Annotated in this window: 19 protein-coding genes; 8 read left to right on the top strand and 11 right to left on the bottom strand. The window is 63.2% G+C overall.

Annotated features, from left to right (window positions below; translation table 11 throughout):
• Window positions 1-42: 42 nt before the first annotated feature.
• Both HCZ87_RS06075 and HCZ87_RS06080 read right to left on the bottom strand, forming a co-directional pair.
• Window positions 43-1,221: an aminotransferase class I/II-fold pyridoxal phosphate-dependent enzyme gene (locus HCZ87_RS06075; protein WP_167642900.1), complete on the bottom strand. Its 1,179-nt coding sequence runs from the start codon at window positions 1,219-1,221 to the stop codon at window positions 43-45.
• A gap of 107 nt (window positions 1,222-1,328) precedes the next feature.
• Complete coding sequence (locus HCZ87_RS06080; RefSeq protein WP_167642881.1) at window positions 1,329-2,660, bottom strand: amidase; 1,332 nt, start codon at window positions 2,658-2,660, stop codon at window positions 1,329-1,331.
• 155 nt (window positions 2,661-2,815) lie between these two features.
• On the opposite strand from HCZ87_RS06080, the gene HCZ87_RS06085 reads away from it, so the two are divergent.
• Complete coding sequence (locus HCZ87_RS06085; RefSeq protein ID WP_167642882.1) at window positions 2,816-4,042, top strand: FAD-dependent monooxygenase; 1,227 nt, start codon at window positions 2,816-2,818, stop codon at window positions 4,040-4,042.
• 20 nt (window positions 4,043-4,062) lie between these two features.
• Here the strand turns inward: HCZ87_RS06085 and HCZ87_RS06090 are convergent, their stop codons facing one another.
• The 5 genes from HCZ87_RS06090 to HCZ87_RS06110 form a co-directional block, all read right to left on the bottom strand.
• The gene (locus HCZ87_RS06090) at window positions 4,063-4,251 is read right to left on the bottom strand and encodes a Trm112 family protein (protein WP_167642883.1); all 189 of its coding nucleotides are present in this window, start codon (window positions 4,249-4,251) and stop codon (window positions 4,063-4,065) included.
• On the bottom strand, window positions 4,248-4,892 hold the full coding sequence (locus HCZ87_RS06095; protein ID WP_167642884.1) for an LON peptidase substrate-binding domain-containing protein: 645 nt from the start codon (window positions 4,890-4,892) through the stop codon (window positions 4,248-4,250). Before HCZ87_RS06095 ends, HCZ87_RS06090 begins: the two co-directional genes overlap by 4 nt.
• A 27-nt stretch (window positions 4,893-4,919) precedes the next feature.
• On the bottom strand, window positions 4,920-5,855 hold the full coding sequence (locus HCZ87_RS06100; RefSeq protein WP_167642885.1) for a tetratricopeptide repeat protein: 936 nt from the start codon (window positions 5,853-5,855) through the stop codon (window positions 4,920-4,922).
• Between the two features lie 198 nt (window positions 5,856-6,053).
• Window positions 6,054-6,842: an exodeoxyribonuclease III gene (gene xth / locus HCZ87_RS06105; protein WP_167642886.1), complete on the bottom strand. Its 789-nt coding sequence runs from the start codon at window positions 6,840-6,842 to the stop codon at window positions 6,054-6,056.
• A 218-nt stretch (window positions 6,843-7,060) separates the two neighbouring features.
• Entirely contained in the window at window positions 7,061-7,747 is a 687-nt protein-coding gene (locus HCZ87_RS06110; RefSeq protein WP_167642887.1) for a response regulator transcription factor, read from the bottom strand.
• 168 nt (window positions 7,748-7,915) lie between these two features.
• On the opposite strand from HCZ87_RS06110, the gene ribA reads away from it, so the two are divergent.
• Entirely contained in the window at window positions 7,916-9,004 is a 1,089-nt protein-coding gene (gene ribA / locus HCZ87_RS06115) for a GTP cyclohydrolase II (protein ID WP_167642888.1), read from the top strand.
• Window positions 9,001-9,501, top strand: a complete 501-nt coding sequence (locus tag HCZ87_RS06120; protein WP_167642889.1) for a L,D-transpeptidase family protein — start codon at window positions 9,001-9,003, stop codon at window positions 9,499-9,501. Before ribA ends, HCZ87_RS06120 begins: the two co-directional genes overlap by 4 nt.
• Here the strand turns inward: HCZ87_RS06120 and HCZ87_RS06125 are convergent.
• Window positions 9,493-10,149, bottom strand: a complete 657-nt coding sequence (locus HCZ87_RS06125) for a YggS family pyridoxal phosphate-dependent enzyme (protein WP_167642890.1) — start codon at window positions 10,147-10,149, stop codon at window positions 9,493-9,495. The two genes, HCZ87_RS06120 and HCZ87_RS06125, sit on opposite strands and share 9 nt — an antisense overlap.
• Before the next feature lie 111 nt (window positions 10,150-10,260).
• Window positions 10,261-11,184, bottom strand: a complete 924-nt coding sequence (locus HCZ87_RS06130; protein WP_167642891.1) for a porin — start codon at window positions 11,182-11,184, stop codon at window positions 10,261-10,263.
• Window positions 11,185-11,466: 282 nt separating this feature from the next.
• Here HCZ87_RS06130 and HCZ87_RS06135 point away from each other — a divergent pair, with 282 nt between their 5' ends.
• The 5 genes from HCZ87_RS06135 (at window position 11,467) to HCZ87_RS06155 (ending at window position 16,829) form a co-directional block, all read left to right on the top strand.
• On the top strand, window positions 11,467-11,958 hold the full coding sequence (locus tag HCZ87_RS06135) for a DUF3576 domain-containing protein (protein ID WP_167642892.1): 492 nt from the start codon (window positions 11,467-11,469) through the stop codon (window positions 11,956-11,958).
• 88 nt (window positions 11,959-12,046) lie between these two features.
• Window positions 12,047-14,605, top strand: coding sequence for a leucine--tRNA ligase (gene leuS, locus HCZ87_RS06140; protein ID WP_167642893.1), 2,559 nt, complete (start codon window positions 12,047-12,049; stop codon window positions 14,603-14,605).
• Entirely contained in the window at window positions 14,592-15,125 is a 534-nt protein-coding gene (lptE, locus tag HCZ87_RS06145) for an LPS assembly lipoprotein LptE (protein ID WP_167642894.1), read from the top strand. Before leuS ends, lptE begins: the two co-directional genes overlap by 14 nt.
• Window positions 15,122-16,150, top strand: a complete 1,029-nt coding sequence (holA, locus tag HCZ87_RS06150) for a DNA polymerase III subunit delta (protein WP_167642895.1) — start codon at window positions 15,122-15,124, stop codon at window positions 16,148-16,150. The genes lptE and holA overlap by 4 nt, the downstream gene beginning before the upstream one ends.
• A gap of 85 nt (window positions 16,151-16,235) precedes the next feature.
• Window positions 16,236-16,829 carry a glutathione S-transferase family protein gene (locus HCZ87_RS06155; RefSeq protein ID WP_167642896.1) on the top strand — a complete coding sequence of 198 codons (594 nt, stop codon included), beginning with the start codon at window positions 16,236-16,238 and terminating at the stop codon, window positions 16,827-16,829.
• Here HCZ87_RS06155 and HCZ87_RS06160 read toward each other — a convergent pair.
• Together HCZ87_RS06160 and HCZ87_RS06165 are read right to left on the bottom strand one after the other, a co-directional pair.
• Window positions 16,817-17,998 carry an FAD-dependent monooxygenase gene (locus tag HCZ87_RS06160; protein WP_167642897.1) on the bottom strand — a complete coding sequence of 394 codons (1,182 nt, stop codon included), beginning with the start codon at window positions 17,996-17,998 and terminating at the stop codon, window positions 16,817-16,819. The two genes, HCZ87_RS06155 and HCZ87_RS06160, sit on opposite strands and share 13 nt — an antisense overlap.
• Window positions 17,999-18,125: 127 nt before the next feature.
• The coding region (locus HCZ87_RS06165) for a methyl-accepting chemotaxis protein (RefSeq protein ID WP_167642898.1) at window positions 18,126-19,846 on the bottom strand (1,721 nt) is incomplete at its 5' end.

Raw genomic sequence — 19,846 nt, forward strand, 5'->3', positions numbered from 1 at the left:
TTGGCCTGACCCCAATACGGCGGAGACAGGCGGTCTTGTCTTTTAATAGAGACAGTTGCGCAGTGTTTTAAGCGCCGTTTCCGTCTCTTGTGCGGGCGCCACAAGCGCCACGCGGATATACCCCTGTCCCGGGTTCTCGGCCCCTTCGCCCTGCGCCAGATAGGCACCGGGCAGCACCCGCACGCCGGTCTCTTGCCAGAGCTTCAGCGCCGCTGCCTCGCCATCCTCGACGGGCAGCCAGAGGAAGAATCCCGCCTCGGGGGATCTATAGCCGTTCAACCCGGCAAAGACCTCATCCACAATGCGAAATTTTTCCTGATAGAGCGCGCGGTTCTCGACCACATGCGCCTCGTCGGCCCAGACCCGCGCCGCCGCCGCCTGAAGCGGGGCCGGGATCGGTGCGCCGGAATAGGCGCGCAGCTTCTTGACCTGGACCAGCGTCTCGGGTCCGCCCGCGATCATGCCGGCGCGCAATCCGGGCAGGTTGGAACGTTTGGACAGCGAATTGAACAACACCACCCGCTCCGGGTCGGCACCAAGTTCATCGGCAACGGTCAGCGCGCCCACCGGGGCGATGTCGCGGTAGATCTCGGAATAGCATTCATCCGCGAATATCTTGAAATCGTATTTTTCCGCCAGCCGGATCAGCTGCTCCCAGTAGCTGCGCGAGGCCACTGCGCCCTGCGGGTTGGCGGGCGAGCAGATATAGGCCACGGCGGTGCGGTTCAGCACCTCCTCGGGCAGCGACGCATAATCGGGCAGATGGCCGGTCTCGTCGGTTGCGGGCACAAAGACCGGCTCCGCCGCCACCGAAATCGCCGCGATCATATAGACCTGGTAGAAGGGGTTCGGAATCAGCACCACCGGGCGCTGGCCGTTTTTCTGCTCGGGGCAGAGCGCCATTGCCGCATTATAGAGCCCCTCGCGGGTGCCATTGAGCGCCATCAGCCGGGTCGCGGGATCCAGCGTCACGCCATAGCGCTGCGCCGCCCAATCGGCCATGGCACCGCGCAACTCGTCGGTGCCCTCGTTCTGCGGGTAGCTGTTAAAACCCGCCGCGTTTTCGGTGATCACATCGGTGACCCAGGCGGGGAAGGCGTGTTTGGGTTCGCCAATGGTCAAATGCACCACGTCGCCGCCAGGCGCGTGATGGTCCAGAAGCGCGCGCAAACGCGGAAACGCGTAGGGCGGCAGATGGGCAAACCGCTCGGGAAACTTCATGTTCATGCCTCGATACCGGGATCGTAATCGCCCCGTTTGTCCCGAAAGGTACAGGGCAAAGGGATGTCAGTCCAGCCGCAGATGGCACGGACGCAACAGTGTTGCTTTCAGGCCAATGCCTCTTCGACGCCCGCGCCCACCCGCAACAGGGCCTCTTCGCAGTTGGGTTGGCCGATGACCTGCAAGCCACAGCTGGGGGTGCCGGTGGGCAAGGAGAGCGCGCAGACCCCCATGAGATTGCCGACGCGGGTATTGCGCAGCGCCATCAGGTTGGAGGTGACGTAATAGTCATGGTCGCTCTGGAGCCGGGCGAGGTTGGGCGGCAGGATTGGCGCGCTCGGTGCCAGCACCGCGTCAAACCCGGCAACCGCCTGATCCCATGCCATGCGCAGCTGTTCCAGCCGCGACCAGGCGGCCACGTAATCGGCGCCGGAGAACTCGGCACCAGAGCGGAAGCGGGCGAGGATTTCCGGGAACATCAGCTCCGGCGCGGCTTCGATCACGTCTTTCCACAGCCCGTAAGCCTCTGTGGTGAAAAGGATCGGCGACAGCGACATGGCCTCGGGCAGCTCCGGGACCTCCAGCGGCACGATCTCGGCCCCGGCCTGGCGCAGCTTATCAAGCGCCGCCGCATGGGCCGCCGCAACCTCGGGGGCCAGATTGTCCAGAACCACGGTTTGCAACGCGGCAAAGCGTTTGCCCTCGACGCTGGCGCCGGTCAGATCCGGGGATTTTGCCGAGCCCTCAATCAGCGCCAGCATCAACGCGGCGTCCTCCACCGTGCGCGCAAGCGGGCCGATGGTGTCGAATTTCAGGCAGAGCGGCACCACGCCCTCCAGGCTGACCCGGCCAGAGGTGGTCTTGAGCCCCACCAGATCGTTCCAGGCCGAGGGAATGCGCACCGAACCGCCGGTGTCGGAGCCGATCGCCCCCGCCGCCAGCCCAAAGGCCACCGAGGCCGCCGCCCCGGAAGACGAGCCCCCCGGCACCGCCTCCGCATCATTCACGCAGGGTGGTGTTTCCTTGATCGGGTTTAGCCCCAGCCCGGAGAAGGCCAGCTCGCTCATATGGGTCTTGCCAAGGCAGACCGCGCCCATGGCGGTGGCGTTTTCCAGCACCAGCGCATCGCGGGAGGGCCGCCGCCCCTTGAGCAGGTCAGAGCCGGATTCGGTGGCGACACCGGCGCTGTCGAACAGGTCTTTCCAGCTCAGCGGCACCCCATCCAGCGGCGAACGGCGCAGCCCCGCCTCGGCGCGCGCCTGTGCCGCTTTGGCCTCGGCCAGGGCGCGATCACGGGTCACCTGGGCATAGATGCGCGCGGTCTCCGGGTGGCTGTCGATCGCCGCCAGATAGGTTTCCGTCAGTGCCAGCGGGTCGATTTCCCGCGCTGCAATGCCACGACCCAATTGCGCGGCGCTCATGCTCAGCCATTCCTGCATTGATGTGCTTTCCTGTCGCGGCCCGCAGCGGGCCAGATGTTCTGTTGCCGCCACCCTAACGAGCGGCCCGCAGCGGCACAATCCCGCCAAAGCCCCGCCCCGACTGCGGCACCTTGCCCATGGACATTCTGAGACGGGACCGCATATTGCAGGGCATGACTGATATGCGTGATATTCTGATCGTTGGCGGCGGGCTGAATGGCCCCAGCCTGGCCCTTGCTCTGGCACAGGCCGGACATGGCGTAACCCTGATTGATGCCCTGCCCGCCCCGACCCGGCAGGACGCCGCCTTTGACGGGCGATCCTACGCGCTGGCGCTGGCTTCGTCGCGGTTGCTGCAACAGATCGGGGTCTGGTCGCGCATCGCCGATCAGGCGCAGCCGATGACCGAGATCAAGGTCAGCGATGGGGCCGCCGGACAGGGGCCTTCGCCGTTTTTCCTGCACTTTGAGGAAGGTGATCTCGACGATGGCCCGATGGGCTATATGGTCGAGGACCGTTTCCTGCGCCGTGCCCTGCTGGAGGCGATGGACGAGACACCCGCGATCACCCAGATTTCGGGCCGCAAGGTGGTGGATCAGATGGCCACCCCCGGCGGCGTGAGCGTGACGTTAGACGATGGCAGCACGCTTTCCGGGGGGCTTCTGGTTGGCGCGGATGGCCGTCAAAGCGGCACCGCCCAGCGGGCCGGGATCAAGCGCACCGGCTGGGATTACGGCCAGACCGCGCTGGTCTGTGCCATTTCCCATGAGCGGCCACACAGTGGCATTGCGCATCAGTTCTTCATGCCGCCCGGTCCGCTGGCGATCCTGCCGCTACCGGGCAATCGCAGCTCGATCGTCTGGAGCGAAACCCACGCCGAGGCCGCGCGCATTCAGGCGCTGGACGAGACGGGCTATCTGGCGGCGCTGCGGCCGCGGTTCGGATCGTTCCTTGGCGAGATCGCGCTGGAGGGCAAACGCTTCTGCTATCCGCTGAAGCTGAGCCTTGCCAATGCGTTTTATGGCGAGCGGCTGGCGCTGGTCGGGGATGCTGCCCATGGCATGCATCCGATCGCCGGTCAGGGGCTCAACGCCGGGCTGCGCGATGTGGCCAGCCTTGCCGAGGTGCTGACAGACGCCAGCCGTCGCGGCGAAGACATCGCCAGCCCGCTTGTGCTGGCGCGCTATCAGCAGTGGCGCCGCTTTGACACCACCACGCTGGCGCTGGCGACGGATACGTTCAACAAGCTGTTTTCAAACGACAACCCGATCCTGCGCGCCACCCGTGACCTGGGTCTGGGACTGGCCAACGCCCTGCCCGGGTTGCGGCGCGGATTTGTGCGCGAGGCGGCTGGCCTGTCGGGGGATCTGCCCAAGCTCTTGCAGGGGCGCCCGCTCTGACCGCGGCGCCCCTTGCGCCCTCAGTCCAGCGGGCGCGCTTCATCCGTCAGCATCACCGGGATGCCATTGCGGATCGGAAAGGCGAGATTGGCGGGGCGAGAGATCAGCTCCTGCGCCTCGGCGTCATATTCCAGCACGCTTTGGGTGACCGGACAGACCAGCGCCTCCAGCATGTGGCGATCAAAGGCCGGTGTTGAGATGTCCGTCATTGCAGTTTTTCCTCTAGCGTTCCGCCACGCAGGGCGAATTCCATCAATGTTACCAGCGTTTCCCGGCGGGTGCTCAGGCTCGGCGCTTCTAGCAGCGCCTGTTTGTCCTCGGGGTCAAAATCCAGCAGCATCGAGAGCGAGTTGATCAGAAGCTCATCCCCCGCCTCATCCAAAGCGCCCCAATCCGTGGAGAGGCCACGCGCCGCCAGGTAGCGATCCAGAAGATCCATCAGCGCGGCGCGGTCAAACGCCTCGTCCTGTTCGGTCTGCCCCAGATCGGGGCCAAATCCGGCCCAGCTCACCTGACAACGGCAATAGGGGGTGAAGCCCTCGACCTCGGCCTTCACCCGAAAGCGCGACACGCCACATAGGGTGATAAAATACCGCCCGTCCTCGGTTTCGGAAAACTGCGTGACCCGGCCGGCGCAGCCAATCGCATGCAGGCCCGGCTCTGCGCCATTGCGCGCCCCATTGGGCTGGATCATGCCAATCACCCGCTCCCGCGTCTTGAGCGCGTCCTCCAGCATCTGAAGGTATCGCGGCTCAAAGATATGCAGCGGCAACTTTGCCCGGGGCAGCAACAGCGCCCCGGGCAAAGGAAAGACAGGAATGGTGTCCGGCAGGTCAGCGGCTTTGATCATGACAAGAAACCTAGCGCCGCAATCGCATCAGGCAAATATCAACGAGCTGAGCTTGCGCCGTCCGTTCAAAACCACGGGATCATTGGGCTTCAACGCGTCAAAAATGGTGAAGAGCTGCGCCTTGGCCGCGCCATCGTTCCACTCGCGATCCCGGCGGAACAGCTCCAGAAGCTCGGCCACGGCGGCCTCGGCATCGCCCGCCGCATGCAGGGCCTGCGCCAGATCAAACCGCGCCTGATGATTGTCGGGCTCCGCATCGACCGCAGCGCGCAGCTCGGCCACGGGGCCGGCGTTTTCTGCCTGGCGGGCCAGCTCGATCTGGGCGTGCGCCGCTTCGATCTCGGGCGCGGAGGAGATCTCCGCCGGGGCGCCGTTCAGCACCGCCTCCGCCTGATCTAACTCGCCCAAAGCAATGTGGCAGCGCGCCAGACCGCTATAGGCGGCGGCGTTCTTGTCGTCCTCGCCCAAAATCGCCGCAAAAACCTGTGCCGCGTCGCTGGCGGCGCCTTCGGTCAGCATCTCCTCGGCGGTTTCCAGCGCCTCGCCCAGCCCGCCGTCAGCCGATGTTCCGGCCGCTTCCGCCAGTTTTTGCAGGAAGGCCTCGATTTCGGACTGCGGCAGCGCGCCCTGGAACATGTCCACCGGACGCCCCTGATAGAAGCCCACAACGGTCGGAATGGATTGCAACGGCAGCCCCTGCTGCGCCAGCGCCGCGGCGAGGCGCTGGTTTTCGTCCACGTTGATCTTGGCCATCTTGACCGCGCCTTTGGCCTTGGTCACGGCAGCCTCCAGCATCGGGCCAAGCGTCTTGCAGGGGCCGCACCAGGGTGCCCAGAAATCCACAATCACCGGCACCTGCATGGAGGCGTCGACAACCTCCGCCATAAAGGTTTCCTCGGTCACATCCTTGATGAGATCGCCCGCGGGGGCGGCGGCGCCCGCTGTGCCCAGAATGTCCATCATTGCTCCGCACTCCTTGAGATTTGCTTGAGCCCTATATGCGATTTCACCGCAGGAAAACCAAGGGAGGAGTTCTCCTGCGGTGGCCAAAAGCGCCCGCGCCGCGCCGTCAGGCGCGGCGCCCGGCCCAACAGGAGCGTGCACCCGGCAGGGTGTCTGCCTCCTGGCGGGAGCGCCCCCGGCCCTGCCTCATCCTGTCGATCAGAGATCAAAGGTCGCAAAGACCGGCGCGTGGTCGCTGGGTTTTTCCCACCCCCTCGCATTGCGCAGGACGCGGCTGGAATGGGCGGCGGCGGTGATATCCGAGGTGGTCCAGACGTGATCCAGACGCCGCCCCTTGTCCGCCGCGTCCCAATCCTTGGCGCGATAGCTCCACCAGCTGTAAAGCCGCCCGTCGGGAATATCCTTGCGGGTCACATCCTCCCAGCCGCCGGCCTCCATCACCTGCGCCAGATGCTCCACCTCGATGGGGGTGTGGCTGACCACCTTCAAGAGCTTCTTGTGATCCCAGACGTCATCTTCGCGCGGGGCAATGTTCAGATCCCCAACCAGCACGGATTTTTCCGGCCTCTCGGCGTGGAACCAATCGCGCATCTCGGTGAGGTAATCGAGCTTCTGGCCAAATTTCTCGTTCTTCTCGCGGTTTGGCTCGTCACCGCCTGCGGGGACATAGAAATTATGGATCGTCACTCCGTTTTCCAGCTTAGCCGCGACGTGGCGGGCGTGACCCAGATTGGCAAAATCCTTGTCGCCCACATCCATGATCGGCAGCCGCGACAGGATCGCCACCCCGTTGTAGCCCTTCTGCCCGCGCGCCACCATATGGGTGTAACCAAGCGCCTGGAACGCCTCCATCGGGATCTTGTCCACCGGGCTTTTGCATTCTTGCAGGCAGAGCACATCCGGCCCTTCCTCCTGCAAAAGCTTCACAACAATCGGTTCGCGCAGGCGCACGGAGTTGATGTTCCAGGTGGCGAGGGTAAAGGACATGGGGCTCTCAATCTCTGGCAAGTGTTTGGCCGGATATTGCCCGCGACGGCAGCGGGACGCCAGCCCTCCCCCTTCGGTTTCCTGCACAAAAAAAGGGCCGGGCACGAGGCCCGGCCAGTCCAACAGGGAGGGTGCATATCATAACCCGGATATGCGCGGGAACTCATCCATAGGTTGCTTCGGAATTCCTCCCAAGCCAAGCCTTTTGCCCTTCTCGCTCAGGCGACCAGCCGATACCCGCCTGATTCCGTCACAAGAAGACGCGCATTCGACGGATCCGGCTCAATCTTCTGCCGCAGACGATAGATATGGGTCTCCAGCGTGTGGGTTGTAACCCCTGCGTTGTAACCCCAGACCTCATGCAGCAGAACTTCGCGTGCTACGATACCGTCATTGGAGCGATAGAGGAACTTCAGGATGTTGGTTTCCTTCTCGGTGAGCCGGATCTTGCGCTCATCTTCCGTAACCAAAAGTTTCATCGCAGGTTTGAACGTATAGGGACCAAGCGCAAACACCGCATCCTCGGATTGTTCATGCTGGCGCAACTGCGCGCGAATCCGGGCCAGCAGCACCGGAAACTTGAAGGGTTTGGTGACATAATCATTGGCGCCCGCATCCAGCCCGAGAATGGTGTCGGCATCGCTGTCATGCCCGGTCAGCATCAGGATCGGCGACTTCACCCCCTGCTTGCGCATTAGACGGCAGAGCTCGCGGCCATCGGTATCCGGCAGCCCCACGTCGAGGATGATCAGATCATAGATCGCTTCCTTGGCGCGCTCCATGGCACCCTGCCCGTTGCCCGCCTCGAAGACATCAAAATCTTCTGTCATAACAAGCTGTTCGCTCAGGGCTTCGCGCAGATCCTCGTCGTCATCCACGAGCAGAATTTTCTTCAACTGGGCCATCTCATGTCTCCTGTTGTCTTGCTTCACAGATGTGAGCGCCCTCACGAAAGAACAAGCTTTGCGTCAGATGCTTCACGTCGACGTGTCTCAGAGCATAGAAATATTTCACTTTTGCAGCATTAGAGCGTAGGAAAGGCTCCTGAATGTTACAGCCGGGGCCGATGCCTGATGAGCCTATTGCCAACAATGCTAGAGCGGGTCGCCCGCGCGCGGGTTGACCTGCGGATGGGGCTGCCGGTGGTGCTGACCACCGGGGAGGAGGCCATCCTTGCGCTCTCGGTCGAAAGCCTGAGCAGCACCCGGCTCGCGGATCTGCGCGCGCTTGGCGATGTGGCGCTGGCGCTGACGGCGCGGCGGGCCGCAACGCTAAAGGCGCGGGTCTATGATCAGGATTTGGCGCGCGTGTCCGTCCCCACCGATGTGGGCCTGAGCTGGGTTCAGGCATTGGCCGATCCGGCGGATGATCTGCAAACGCCGATGAAGGGGCCGCTGACCAGCCTGCGCGAGGGCACGGCAGAGCTGCCCCGCCTGGCCATCGCCCTGGTGAAATCCGCGCGTTTGCTGCCAGCGGCGGTCTATATTCCGCTCTCTGACGCCACGAATTTTGCCCAAACCCATGACTTGACGCTCCTGCCCAAGGCGGCCGCGGATCCGCTGCTGAATACCAACTCCCCCTTGCATCCGGTTGCTGCCGCGCGGCTGCCGATGGAAGCATCCGAGGCAGGCAAGCTGCATATTTTCCGCCCCGAAGATGGTGGCGAAGAACATTACGCCATCGAGATCGGTCGCCCGGATCGCAGCGCGCCGGTTCTCGCGCGGCTGCATTCGGCCTGTTTTACCGGCGATGTGCTTGGCTCACTGAAATGCGATTGCGGGCCGCAGCTGCGCGGCGCTCTGGGCCATATGGGCCAGCAGGGCGCGGGCATTCTGCTCTACCTCAACCAAGAGGGGCGCGGCATTGGGCTGGCCAATAAAATGCGCGCCTATTCGCTGCAAGATCAGGGGTTTGATACGGTCGAGGCCAACCATCGGCTCGGCTTTGAGGACGACGAGCGGGATTTCCGCCTCGGCGCCTCCATCCTGCGCAACCTTGGCTTTTCCGCCGTCCGGTTGATGACCAATAACCCCGGCAAGATCGCGATGATGGAGAAAACCGGCATCACCGTCACCGAACGGGTGCCGCTCAAGGTCGGCGAGAACGCCTTCAACCGCCACTATCTGGCCACCAAGGCCGCAAAATCGGGACATATGCTGTGACGCCTGCGGATCTGCTTCTCACCCCCAAGGGGGTCCGGTTCATGGGACGGCTCATTCCCTGTAGCATCGGCAAGGGCGGCATTCGCACCGACAAGCTGGAGGGCGATGGCGCCACCCCGGTCGGCAGCCATCAGATCACCGGCATGCTCTACCGTCCCGACCGCATGACAGCACCACAAGCCTGGGCGCATCCGATTCGGCCCGGGGATCTTTGGTCAGATGATGTTGCTGACCTCAACTACAACCATCTGGTGCGCGCACCCTATCGCTATAGCCACGAACGCATGCGGCGCGCCGATCCGCTCTATGATCTGGTCTTGCTGACGGATTGGAACTGGCCCGATGCGGTCAGCGGGCGCGGCTCGGCGATTTTCCTGCACCAATGGCGCCGCCCCGGCTATCCGACCGAAGGCTGCATCGCCTTTTCCCGCAGCAACCTGCGTTGGATCGCCGAGCGCCTGCAACCGGGCGCGCGGCTGATTGTGCGATCACGCTGAATAGTCGCGCGCCCCAAAGATTGCAGAGCCCACCCGCACATGCGTCGCGCCCAGCGCGATGGCGGTCTCAAAATCGCTGCTCATCCCCATGGAGAGCCCCGAAAGCCCGTTACGCGCGGCAATCTTGGCCAGAAGCGCGAAATGCAGGCTGGGTTCTTCGTCAACCGGCGGGATGCACATCAGCCCCTGCACCGGCAGATCGAGATCCCGGCACTCCTTGATGAAACCGTCGGCATCGGAGGGCAGAACCCCCGCCTTTTGCTCTTCGGCGCCGGTGTTGACCTGAATAAACAGATCCGGGCAGTGGCCCATCTCCTGCGCCAACCGCGCCAGCGTATTTGCAAGCTTGGGCCGATCCACCGCGTGGATCACATCCGCAAGCTCCATTGCCTGGCGGGCCTTGTTGGTCTGCAAGGGGCCGATCAGATGCAGCTTGATGCCGTCGTACTGTTCGCGAAACCCAGGCCATTTGCCCGCGGCCTCCTGCACTTTGTTCTCGCCAAAGACCCGGTGGCCTTCTTTCAGCACAGCCTCGACCCGCTCGTTGGGCTGAACCTTGGACACGGCGATCAGCTCGACCGAGCCGGCGGCACGTCCGGCGGCGGTTTCGGCTGCGGTGATGCGGGATTTAATCTCACTCAGCGACATCTCGGCCTCATTTGCTAGTCTGCGGTTGGCCGGACAAAACACTGTTTCCGCACAAAAGAAAAGGGCGAGCTCCGAAGAGCCCGCCCCAAGAACCATGTGGTTCAGATCAACTTAGAAGTTGAACACAACGCCCAGGTCAGCTTGGGTGTTGCCTGCGGTGTTGGAACCAACGCCGCCTGCCAGGGTCACGCCGCCGCCGAGGCCGTGACGGAAGCCAACGCCGAACGCGGTGTCGGTTGCGTTACCGCCGTCGGAAACCATCGCACGGAGGGAGGTCGCGGAGGACAGTTCGTAGTTGATGGAGCCACCGATTGCGGTGTCAGCGATGTTGTCGCCGTCAGCAACGATCACGGAGTAGCCAACTGCACCTGCAGTGCCGCTCAGACCGATGATCCAGTAGTCGCTGGAAGTGCTTACGCCGGTGGTCGGGTCGGTGCTATCGGTGTTGGAGTATGCTGCTGCAACAGCCATCGCACCGAAGGTGTAGCCTACGCCAACCTGGACTTCTTTCGGATTGGTACCCGCCACTTTGTCTTCTTGATAAGACACAGACGCGGAGAAGTCACCAAAGTTGTAGCGAGCTTTGATGGTGGTGGCGTTCTTTGCTTTTTCGTTGAAACCGGTTGCAGGCGCGGAGAATGCTGCGTTGTGCTCCAGGAAGGAGGTGAAGCCAACACCGTAGCCGTACAGGTCGATTTGGTCGCCGGAGTCGAGAACGTTGGAAACGTTACCAACGTCAACACGCAGGCCGCCGTAGGACACTGCGAAGCCAGCTGCACCCGGGCCAACACCAGCGATGGAGTTGTCAGCCGCGCTGTCGGACTGCAGACGGAAGCGAGCTTCCAGTTTCACACCAGCGTCGGTTTCTGCGATGCCGGTGATGTTGAGACGCATACGCTGTTCAACTTCGGTCTCGTTTGCGTTGCCTTCGTTGTACGACAGACCAACACGACCATAACCGCCGAGCGTGATTTCTGCGGAAGCAACGCCAGCCGTCAGAACCAGTGCGGTCGAAGCGAAGAGAATCTTTTTCATGGTTTTCCCTCGGGTTTAGAATTTCGAAAGAAGCAATCGGCGTCTGCCACTTCGCTCCTCAAGTACGCACATCCTCTCGCTCGTTTTGGGGTCATGAAGCAAGCTTGTGCTGAACTGCAAAAACCTTTCATCAACAAATTGATGCAACCGTGCCACAGTCACTTTCCCCGAAATCCGGCCCAACTCGCGCAGCCGCGAGTCTATAAAAGAATAGGCTTGTTGGCGCATGCGCGCTTGTCTAGGACTAGGACAACCGGAAATTCAGGAACGGGCCCGACCAAAATGCGCGGTATCAAGACCTTCGTCCTTCTTTCGTCCCTTGCTGCCCTGAGCGCATGCGGGGCCCTTCGCTCGCTGGATACAGGAGCGGAGGTCAACGACTCGGATACGATTGTATTGGCGGGCGAAGGCCGGGAGGTCAAAGAAGACAAGACCACCATCTGGGACGCCTTTGCGCCCAAGAAGAACGAACAGCGGGTGCAGGTGAATCGCTACATCTGGGCAGCCTCGCTGGATGTGCTGGACTTCCTGCCGGTGCAATCGGTCGATCCCTTCACCGGTGTGATCATCACCGGATATGGCACCCCGCCCGGCGGCGGTCGCGCGTATCGGGCCACGATTCACATCAAAGACCCGGCGCTGGAAGGGCGCTCGCTGAATGTTGCTCTGCAAAATCGCGGCGGTGGTGCCGTCAACGCCGAGACGACCCGCGCGGTTGAGGATGCGATTCTCTCCCGTGCACGTCAGCTCCGCATCGCCGACAAGAAGATCTGACCCCGCGCACTGGATCACCCAGCCAAATACACGTATCAGACGCGCCGGGCCCCCTTGCCCGGCGTTTTCAGTCAAAGGACCGCTTAGGATGTCGCGTTACCAAGCCTCGGAAATCGAAGCAAAATGGCAAAAGGCCTGGGAAGAGGCCGCCATTTTCCAAGCCAAGACCGATTATGACAAACCCAAGTACTATGTGCTTGAGATGTTCCCCTACCCCTCGGGCAAACTGCACATGGGCCATGTGCGCAACTACACGATGGGCGACGTCATCGCGCGCTACAAGCTGTCGACCGGCCACAACGTTCTGCATCCGATGGGGTTTGACGCCTTTGGCATGCCGGCGGAAAACGCCGCGATGGCCTCGGGCGGGCACCCCAAGGACTGGACCTATTCCAACATCGACACCATGGTCGAACAGATGAAGCCGCTGGGCTTGTCGCTCGACTGGAGCCGGATGTTTGCCACCTGCGACCAGGACTACTATGGCCAGCAGCAGGCCTTGTTCCTTGATTTCCTTGAAAAAGGTCTGGTCTACCGCAAGAACGCCGTGGTCAACTGGGACCCCGTCGACATGACCGTTCTCGCCAACGAGCAGGTCGAGGGCGGTCGCGGCTGGCGCTCCGGTGCGCTGGTGGAACGGCGCGAGCTGACGCAGTGGTTCTTCAAGATCTCCGATTATTCCGACGAGCTGCTGACCGCGCTGGACGGGTTGGACAACTGGCCCGCCAAGGTGCGGCTGATGCAGGAAAACTGGATCGGCAAATCGCGCGGGCTCCAGTTCAAATTCGAGCGCACCGACGGCGGTGAGCCCATCGAGGTCTATACCACCCGCCCCGACACGCTGATGGGCGCGTCTTTTGTCGGCATCTCGCCCGACCACCCGATTGCCAAGCAGCTTGAGGCCGAATCGCCCGAGGTTGCGGGTTTTGTCGCGGAATGCCGCAAGGGCGGCACCACCGAAGAGGCGATCGAGACCGCCGAGAAGCTGGGCTATGACACCGGGTTGCGCGTGAAGCATCCGCTTGATCCCAGCTGGGAGCTGCCGGTATGGATCGCGAACTTCATCCTGATGGATTACGGCACCGGCGCGGTCTTTGCCTGCCCGGCGCATGACCAGCGCGATTTCGAGTTCGCCAGCAAATACGACCTGCCGATCATCCCGACCTTTGAACCGCTTGAAGGCGCAGGCGCACTGACCGAAGCCTTTGTGCCCGCCAAGACCGAGAAAGTCCGCTACATCAAAGGCTTTGCCGGTGCCGAAGAGCAAACCGGCGAAGAGGGCGTCAACGCCACCATCGACAAGGCCGAATCCGAGGGCTGGGGTCAGGGCGTCACCAAATTCCGCCTGCGCGACTGGGGCCTCAGCCGTCAGCGCTACTGGGGCTGCCCTATCCCTGTCGTCCATTGCCCCGATTGCGGCGTGGTGCCGGAGAAGAAAGAAAACCTGCCCATCGCGCTGCCCTATGACGAGGACGGCAAGGCGATTGATTTCTCGGTGCCCGGCAACCCGCTGGACCGTCACCCGAGCTGGCGCAATTGCGCCTGCCCGTCCTGTGGCAAGCCCGCCCAGCGCGAAACGGACACGATGGATACTTTCGTGGACTCCAGCTGGTATTTCGCCCGCTTCACCGCGCCCAAGGCCGACACCCCGACGGATCTGGAGGCGGCCAACTACTGGATGAACGTCGATCAGTATATCGGCGGCATCGAGCATGCGATTCTGCACCTGCTGTATTCGCGCTTCTTCGCCCGTGCGATGCACATCTGCGGCCACCTGCCGGAGAAATCCAAAGAGCCGTTTGATGCGCTGTTCACCCAGGGCATGGTGACCCACGCGATTTATCAGACCGAGGGCGCCAATGGCCGTCCGGTCTATCACTACCCCGAGGACGTGGAGCTGCGCGACGGCAAGGCCTTCCTCAAGGACGGCGGCCAGGAGGTGAAAGTGATCCCCTCGGCCAAGATGTCGAAGTCGAAAAACAACGTGGTCGATCCGCTCAACATCATCTCTGCCTTCGGGGCTGACACCGCGCGCTGGTTCGTGCTGTCCGATTCGCCGCCCGAGCGGGACGTGGAATGGACCGCCTCCGGTGCCGAAGCCGCCTTTAAACATCTGTCGCGCGTCTATCGTCTGGCGGTGGATGCGGCAGCGGTGACGGGCGAGGGCAGCGGTGACGAGGATCTGCGGCGCGAAACCCACAAGGCGATCCGCGATGTGACCCTGGGCGTCGAGAGCTTTGGCTTCAACGCGGCGATCGCCAAGCTTTATGGCTTCACCAATACGCTGGCGAAATCCAAGGCCGGCGCCGAGGCCAGGAAAGATGCCGCCAAAGTGCTGGCACAGCTGATGTCGCCGATGACCCCGCATCTGGCCGAAGCCATGTGGGAGATGCTCGGCGGTGAAGGTCTGATCGCCAATGCGCCCTGGCCGGTCGCGGATGAGGCCCTGCTGGTCGAAGACAGCGTCACCCTGCCCATTCAGGTGAATGGCAAGCGACGCGGCGAAATCACCGTCGCCAAGGATCTCGACAAGGCAGAGGTTGAAAAACTGGCGCTGGCGCATGAAGCTGTACAACGGGTGCTGGAGGGCGCGGCCCCCAAGAAGGTGATCGTAGTGCCCGGGCGGATCGTGAATGTCGTTGCCTGATCGGCGGAAAATCCTGACCTTCGCGCTGGCGCTGCCTTTGGGCGCCAGCCTGTCGGCCTGCGGGTTTGAACCGGTCTACGGGCCAAACGGCGCGGGCACTGCGCTAAAGGGGCAGATCAGCTTTCAGGCGCCGCAGACCATCGCGGCACCCTCGGATACCGATGCCTATTACCTGGTGCGCCAGCTGGAAACCCGGCTTGGGCGCGCCGGTGCGCCGCGCTACCGGATGGATCTGGCGCTGAAAACGCAGGAGGTCGGCCAGGCGATCACCGCCGATGGCGATATCACGCGCTATTCGCTGACCGGCACCGCGGGCTACAGCCTGGTGCGGCTCTCGGATGGTCAGGTGGTCGCCAGTGGCGAGGTGCAGAACTTCTCCGGCTATTCCGCCAGCGGCACCACGGTGCAGACGCTGGCCTCTGAAACCGACGCCCATGAGCGACTGATGGTGATTCTCGCCGATCAGATCGTGACGCGGCTTTATGCGGTGCCCGGTCTGGGCGCGACGACTGGCACATGAAACTCAGCCCGCGCGAGGCCGAGGGCTATTTCGCCCGCCCCGATCCCGGCAAGACCGGGCTGCTCATTTACGGCGCCGATGCCATGCGGGTCTCGCTGAAGCGCCAGCAGATGCTGGCCGCGCTGCTGGGCCCCGGCGCCGAGGAAGAGATGCGTCTTTCGCGCATGCCCGCGGCTGATCTGCGCAAGGATCCGGCGCGGCTCTTGGATGCGGTGAAGGCGGTTGGCTTTTTCCCGGGGATTCGCGCGGTTTTTGTTGAGGACGCCAATGACACCGCCACCCCGGCCATCACTGCCGCCTTGCAGGAATGGCAGCCGGGGGATGCGCAGATCGTGGTCACCGCCGGGCAGCTCAAGGCGACGTCAAAGCTGCGCAAGGCCTTTGAAACGCATAGCAACGCCTGTGCCACCGGGATCTATGACGATCCCCCCTCGCGGGCCGAGATCGAGCGCATTCTGGGCGAGGCCGGCATTCGCAACACCCCGGCAGACAGCATGTCGGCATTGACCGATATCGCCAATGAGATTGGCCCCGGTGATTTCTCTCGCATGATCGAAAAGCTCAGCCTTTATAAATACGGCGATGACAGCGCGCTGACGCTGGGCGATATTGATGCGGTTGCGCCGCAATCCACCGAGGCGGCGCTGGATGATCTTCTGAATGTGGTGGCTGAAGGGCGCAGCGCTGAAATCGGCCCGGTGTTGCGCCGTCTGCAAGCGCAGGGCAGCAATGCGGTGAGCCTTTGCATCGGGGCGACCCGGCATTTTCGCACGCTTTACACCATTGCCGCCCATCCCGGTGGCCCGGCACAGGGCATCGGCGGGCTGCGTCCGCCGCTTTATGGCAAACGCCGCGACCGGATGCTGCGCCAGGCGCAGAACTGGGGGGCACAGAAGCTCCAGAATGCGCTGACCTTGTTGACCGATACCGACCTCCAGCTGCGCTCCGCCGGGCAAAGCGCCCCGGCACAGGCCCTGACCGAACGCGCGCTGATCCGCTTGGCGATGCTGGCACGGGCGCGCTAGCGCCAGGTCCGCAAGGGAAAACAACCTCTCCTTGACCTTCGCGCGAGGGGCAGCAATTCTGCCGCCACCTATCGGAGGATATGACATGTACAAGGTAATCGGCCTGCCAATGACTCGCACCCTGCGGGTTCTCTGGGCGTTGGAAGAACTCGGGCTGCCCTATGAGCTGGACCCGGCCAAGCCGCAAAGCGACGAGGCGCGTGCCTTCAACCCATCCGGCAAGGTGCCCGCCCTGATCGTGGATGGCGAAACCATCACCGATTCTGTCGCCATCATGACCTTCCTCGCCGACAAGCACGGCGGTTTGACCGCGCCAGCCGGCACCCTGGCCCGTGCGCATCAGGACGCGGTGACCAATATGCTGCTGGATGAGATGGATGCGATCCTCTGGATGGCCGCGCGTCACAGCTTCATCCTGCCCGAAGAGCGGCGCGTGCCCGAGATCAAGGACTCGCTGCAATGGGAATTTGCCCGGTCACTGGAGCGGATCGAGGCCAAGCTGACCGGTGATTTCATCGCTGGCGACAGTTTCACGATTGCGGATATCCTGCTGACCCATTGCCTGCGCTGGGCCCACAACGCGAAGTTCGAGATAGAGAGCGCCGCATTGCAAGACTATTTGGCCCGCATGCAGGGTCGGGACGCGTTTCAGCGCCTCTTGGAGACCTACGCCAAGTAACGCGCCGCCGCCTGTCCGGCCCAGCGTCCGGTCGCAAGACAGGCCGTCAACAGGTAGCCCCCGGTGGGGGCTTCCCAATCCAGCATCTCGCCCGCGCAAAAGATGCCGGGCAGCGCTGTCAGCATCAACCCCTCATCCATCGCATCGCGCCGAACCCCGCCCGCGGTCGAAATTGCCTCGTCCAGCGGACAGAGGCCCGCGTGCCGCACCGGCAGAGATTTGATCAGCTGCGCCAGCGGCTTGGCCTCTTGCGGCAGGGGACGGCCGAACTCCTGAAGCAGCGCCAGCTTGACCGTGCTCAGCTTGGTGGCCCGGCGCAGGTGACTGGCCCAGCTCTGCTTGCCACGCGGTTTGGCCAAGCGGGCGGCAAGATCGGCCTCCGAGAGGTCCGGCAGCAGATCCACCACCAGCGGATGCCCCTCGCGCAGGGCCGGTGTCAGCGGATAGATGCCGCCGCCCTCCAGCCCCCGCGCCGAGAGCGTGGCCTCTCCCCGGCCTTGATATGCCCCCGCGCGCCATGCCACGGATTTGATCGGCTCGCCGAAATGCGGCGCCATCTTTCTTCCCCCCCCCACCGACAGCGCGGCGTTGGAGGGCTGAAACGGGGCCAGAGCCACGCCGCGCGCGGCCAGTATCGCCGCCCAGGTGCCATCAGACCCCAACCGCGCCCAGCTTGCACCGCCCAGCGCCAGCACCGTCGCGCGGGCCTGCACCACCTGTGGGCCGTCCGGCGTCTTGAACAAGAGCCCGTCCTCCTGCCAGCCCGCCCAGCGCCAGCCCATCTGACGGCTGACCCCGCGCGCGTCCAGCTCGGCCAGCCAGGATCGCAGCAGCGGGGAGCCTTTCATCACGGTGGGAAACACCCGCCCGGTGGATCCGGTAAACAGCTCCTGCCCCAATCCCCGCGCCCAGGCCTGCACCGCCTGCGCGTCAAAGGCGCGGATCATCGGCGACAGCCAGTCCTGCGCCTGCCCGTAATGTGCCAAAAGCGCATCAACCGGCTCGTCCTTGGTCAGGTTCAGACCGGACTTCCCCGCCATCAGAAATTTGCGGGCGGGGGAGGGCTTGGCCTCGATCAACATAACCCGATGACCCGCCTCAGCAATTTGCGCTGCGGCCATCAGCCCTGCCGGGCCGCCACCAATCACCACCGCATCTGTCTCGTTCATGGGCCTTTGCCTTTTCGCCCTCGCCCTGCGCAAACGCAAAAGGCCGATACTCCGTCACATCTCTGATGACTTAAGCCAGTTTTCACGCAAAGGCGACGAGACTTTTCCGACAGTGGGCGCGCGTCCCCTAGGCGGCGTCTTGCGCGTGGCTGTCAGCCTCCCAATCCTGCGTGGTCGCGCTTGCCTGGTTGGCCCGGTCCGAGAAATAGGACATCAGCTCGGCAAGTGTCGCGGCATCGCGGCTGAGCAATTGCCCCGCCGCGCTGGTTTCTTCCACCATGGCGGCATTCTGCTGTGTGACCTGATCCAGTTGCGACACCGCGATATTGGCCTCGCCAAGGCCCGTTGCCTGCTCACTGGTGGAATCAGCGATGCTGCTCATCAACTGCGAGATCTGGGTGACGCGTTCAGTGATGCTCTTCAACGCGTCGCCGGTGCGGGCCACCAGATCGACGCCGGCGCCAACCTGGTCGGTGCTTTTGGAAATCAGCGTCTTGATTTCACGGGCCGCATCCGTCGTCTTTTGCGACAGCCCGCGGACCTCGGAGGCGACGACCGCAAAGCCGCGCCCGGCTTCGCCAGCGCGCGCCGCTTCGACGCCCGCGTTCAAGGCCAGCAGATTGGTCTGGAAGGCGATATCGTCGATGACCCCGATGATTTGCGAAATCTGCTCCGAGCTGTCTTCGATATCCTTCATCGCCCGGACCGCGCTTTCGACCACCTCGCCGCTTGCGATGGCCTCGTCGCGGGCTTCGCGCGTTGTGGTCTCGGCATCGCGCGACCCTTCGGCCGCCGAGCGCACGCTGGCTGTCAGCTCTTCCAAGGCGGCTGCCGTCTGTTCCAGCGTCGCCGCCTGGCTTTCGGTTCTTTGCGACAGGTCATCGGAGGCCTGGCTGACCTCGGCAGAGCCATTCCTGATCGACTCGGCGACGGCAATGACCTCCTGCACGGTGGTGCTCAGCGTCTGTGCCGTGCTGTTGAAATCATCCTTCAGCTTGGCATAGCCGTCGGTCAGCTCCGCCTCGATACGATAGGACAGGTTGCCCTGCGACAGCTCCGCCAGACCCGTTCCGATCGCCTCGACCGCAGCGGTCTGGCGCGCCTGGTTTTCCGAGCGCTCCATTTCCGCAAGCTCCGACATTTCCTCTTTTTCCACCAGACCGTCGCGGAAAACAGTCAGTGCCTTGGCAATCCGCACGATCTCGTCGCTGGCGCGATCAAACCCGCTGACCGGGCTCATATCCCCCTGCGACAGGCGTTCGGTGGTGGTGATGATGGCATTCAGCGGACGATTGATCAGAAGCTGGTTGAGCACCAGCGCCACCACAAGAAACACCACAGCGCCCCAGCCAAGCAGTTCGAGGCTTTGTTTCACCGATGTTGCGTCCTGCGCGATCACCACTGCCTGCTCTGCCATGCTGTTCTGGCTTTCCACCCCGCGCAGGCTGGCTTGTCCGGCTATCTTCAGCACCACATTCACGGTGGCATTGGCGGCCTCCTCAGAGGCCTGATCCGCGTTCAGGGATTGCACCCGGAAGGAGGCGAGACCCTCGGCGGGATCCGCCAGCGCCACCAGCGCGTCAATCGTCTCGCCCAACTGCCCGTCGGCGAAATCACGATACCCCGCCATCTGTGTCGCGGCGCTGTTCATATCGCCTGCGGCAAGATTGGCCTGCCCGACGTTTTCGGCGCTGACCACCCGCAGTGCCGCGCTTTGAAAGCCGCTCAGCCAGGAATTGATTTCAAGAAGCGTGTTCATATAGGCGACTTCATTGTCCAGCAGCGCCTGAATCGCGTCTCGGTTGCCGGTCGAAGCGTCATCGGCGGCGATGGTCAGCTCGAACACCA

Source organism: Phaeobacter sp. HF9A, from assembly GCF_011806385.1.
Classification (GTDB): domain Bacteria; phylum Pseudomonadota; class Alphaproteobacteria; order Rhodobacterales; family Rhodobacteraceae; genus Epibacterium.